3 protein-coding genes are annotated in these 3,155 nt (G+C 33.9%); all 3 read left to right on the top strand.

Annotated elements, in window-relative coordinates:
- On the top strand, window positions 1-834 hold an 834-nt coding region (gene dapA, locus ACT8VG_RS09240), incomplete at its 5' end, for a 4-hydroxy-tetrahydrodipicolinate synthase (RefSeq protein ID WP_444195697.1).
- 1 nt (window position 835) lies between these two features.
- Window positions 836-1,582, top strand: a complete 747-nt coding sequence (gene dapB, locus ACT8VG_RS09235; protein WP_022424591.1) for a 4-hydroxy-tetrahydrodipicolinate reductase — start codon at window positions 836-838, stop codon at window positions 1,580-1,582.
- A 10-nt stretch (window positions 1,583-1,592) separates the two neighbouring features.
- Window positions 1,593-2,894, top strand: coding sequence for a diaminopimelate decarboxylase (lysA, locus tag ACT8VG_RS09230; protein ID WP_006504657.1), 1,302 nt, complete (start codon window positions 1,593-1,595; stop codon window positions 2,892-2,894).
- The last annotated feature ends 261 nt before the right edge of the window (window positions 2,895-3,155 follow it).

The raw sequence follows: 3,155 nt of genomic DNA, 5'->3' as shown, positions 1-3,155 counted from the left end.
GATTACGAAGGTTATAAGAGACAGGTACAGAGAATGATTGATGGTGGTGTAAAAGCATTACTTGTCAACGGAACTACTGGTGAACCTGCTACTATTGATATTGAAGATGAATTTGAACTCACTAAGATTACAGTAGAAATGGCTAAGGGTACAGGTGTAAAGGTTATTGTAGGTGCGGGTTCTAACTATACTGCACAGGCTATTAGAAAGGCTAAGTTCAATGCTGAAGCAGGTGCTGATGCAAACTTAGTTGTAACACCTTACTACAATAAGACTTCTCAGAGAGGTTTAATTGAACATTATAAGGCTGTTGCTGCTGCAAGTAATTTACCACTTATTATGTATAACGTACCAGGTAGAACTGGTATGAAGATCAGTGTAGATACAGTAGTAGAACTTGCAAAGGTTCCTAATATTGTTGCTATGAAAGATGCAACAGATGATATTGCGTATGCAATGGAAGTATTAACACGTACTAAGGATATGGACTTTGATTTATATTCTGGATGTGATGATAATATTCTTCCATTTATCGCAGCAGGAGGTAAAGGTGTTATTTCAGTATTATCTAACCTTTATCCAAGAGAAACAGAAATGTTTGCCCAGGCTGCATTAAAGGGTGATTTAGAACTTGCTAGAAAGATGGCTTATGATTTAAATGATGTTTCTAAATACTTATTTATTGATGTTAACCCAATCATGCCTAAGGCTGCTTTAAAGCATATGGGTGTTATTGAAAGTGATATGCTTCGTCAGCCTCTTATTCCAACTACAGAAGAAAATAAGAAGTTATTATTTGATGCAATGAAAGAATTCGAAAGTAAGGGTTATTAAGATGAAAGTATTAGTATATGGTTATGGTTTAATGGGTAAGAAAGTAGCCCATGCAGTGATGAATGATGCAGATTTAGAATTAGCTGGTGTTGTATCTCCTGTGTTTGATGTACAGCCAGAAGTACCTGCATATAAGTCATTAGATGAAGTACAGGATGATATTGATGCCATTATTGATTTCTCACATCCTGCCAATCTAGATAGTATTCTATCTTATGCATTAAAGAATAAGTGTAAAGTTGTATTCGCTACTACTGGCTTTAGTGCAGAAGACTTAAAGAAGATTGAAGAAGCATCTCATGAGATTGCCCTCTTCCAGTCTTATAACACTTCTTATGGTGTGGCTATGATGAATAAGATGGTGAGTGAATTTGCGAAAGAATTCTTTGAACATCATTTTGATATTGAAATCATGGAAAAACATCATAACCAGAAAATTGATTCACCATCAGGTACTGCAGTGATGTTATATGATGGTATTAATAATGCTTTAGATGATTCATTAGAACCTACTTATGATCGTCATTCTATTCATCGTAAGAGAGAAAGAAATGAAGTAGGTATTTCATCTATAAGAGGTGGGACAATCTTTGGTGAACATACAGTCATGTTTGCAGGACAGGATGAAATCGTAGAAGTAAAGCATACAGCTCTTTCTAAAGAAGTATTTGCGAATGGTGCTGTTGCTGCATTAAAGGCATTAATGAATAAAGACAAAGGTTTATTTGATTTAAAAACATTATATTAAGGGGAATGGTATGGTATTACAGACACAGTTTGCTGATATAAAAGGCAATGATTTATATATAGATGGTATTAAAGCATCTGATCTTGCAAAGCAGTATGGCACACCACTTTATGTTATGAGTGAAGGTCATATTAGACATCAGATGAATGAATTAAAGACAAAGTTCATGGATAAGTATGAAAAGGCACTTCCATTATTTGCTTCTAAGTCTTTTAGCTGTCTTGCTATCTATAAGCTTGCAAATGAATATGGTATTGGAATTGACTGCGTATCTGCAGGAGAAATCAGTATCGCATTACGTGCTGGATTTGATCCAGATAAGATCTACTTCCATGGAAACAATAAGCTTCCTTCAGAAATTGAATATGCATTAAGTCATGATGTGACTCATTTCGTAGTAGATAATTTCTATGAAATTGAAAACTGTGAAAAGATTGCAGGGAAGCTAGGTAAGAAAGTAAAGGCAACTTTAAGAATTGTCCCTGGTATTAAAGCTGGTGGTCATAACTATATTATGACTGGTCATAAGGATACTAAGTTTGGCTTTAGTTCTCATTATGGTATCTATTTAAAAGCTATTCAGCAAATCTTAGAGTCTGATAATATCGAATATGAAGGAATTCATTGTCATATTGGTTCTCAGGTATTTGATTTATTCGCTTATGTGAATGCAATGCTTCAGTTCATGAAGTTTGTGAATGAAATCTATAATACATTTGGTGTTGTAACAAGTAAGATCAATGCCGGTGGTGGTTATGGTATTGCTTATACTAAACAGGATGAACCACTTGATTTTGAATCTATTACATCAGAAATCATGAAAGTTATTTATAATGAATATGATAGTCATGGATGGGAACGTCCAGCTGTTATGATTGAACCAGGACGTTATGTTGTAGGTAATGCAGGTATTACACTATATACAGTAGGATGTATTAAAGAAATCCCTGATGTACGTACTTATGTTTCTATTGATGGTGGTATGTCTGATAATATCCGTACACCTTTATATGATGCGAAATATGATGGTATTGTCGCAAATAAAGCAGGAGAAACAAAGACTAAGACTGTAACAGTTGTAGGTAAGATCTGTGAAAGTGCTGATATGATTACTAAGGATTTACCAGTTACAGCTAATATTATGCCAGGAGATATTTTTGCAGTATTCTCTACAGGTGCATATAACTACTCTATGTCTTCTAATTACAACCAGTTACCTAAACCAGCTGTAGTATTCACTTATGAAGGTGAATCAAGAGTCGTTGTAAGAAGACAGACATTTGATGATCTAATTTTATTTGATGAAGAATAGTCATGAGGAGATAGCTAAGGCTATCCCCTTTTTTTATGCATAATTATATATAATATAATTACCGTTACTTTGAAGAAAGTACCATTTTAGGCTAAAAAAAGATTGAAGAAAGTCACATTTTTGGTAAATAAAAGATTGAAGAAAGTCACATTTTGACAGATAATAAGATTGAAGAAAGTTATATATATTTAAAAAGTGAGGAGGTATTCTATGTTTTTTAAGAGAAAAGCGTATGATAAGCTACTTGAATGGAAGCATAAC

It is taken from the genome of Catenibacterium sp., assembly GCF_052354645.1.
GTDB lineage: Bacteria > Bacillota_I > Bacilli_A > Erysipelotrichales > Coprobacillaceae > Catenibacterium > Catenibacterium mitsuoka_A.
This window is presented reverse-complemented; position numbering and strand designations above follow the sequence as displayed.

Bases quoted from the DNA above. Each gene is read 5' to 3' on its own strand.
- dapB (WP_022424591.1), top strand. From the start codon at position 836: ATGAAAGTATTAGTATATGGTTATGGTTTAATGGGTAAGAAAGTAGCC.
- lysA (WP_006504657.1), top strand. From the start codon at position 1,593: ATGGTATTACAGACACAGTTTGCTGATATAAAAGGCAATGATTTATAT.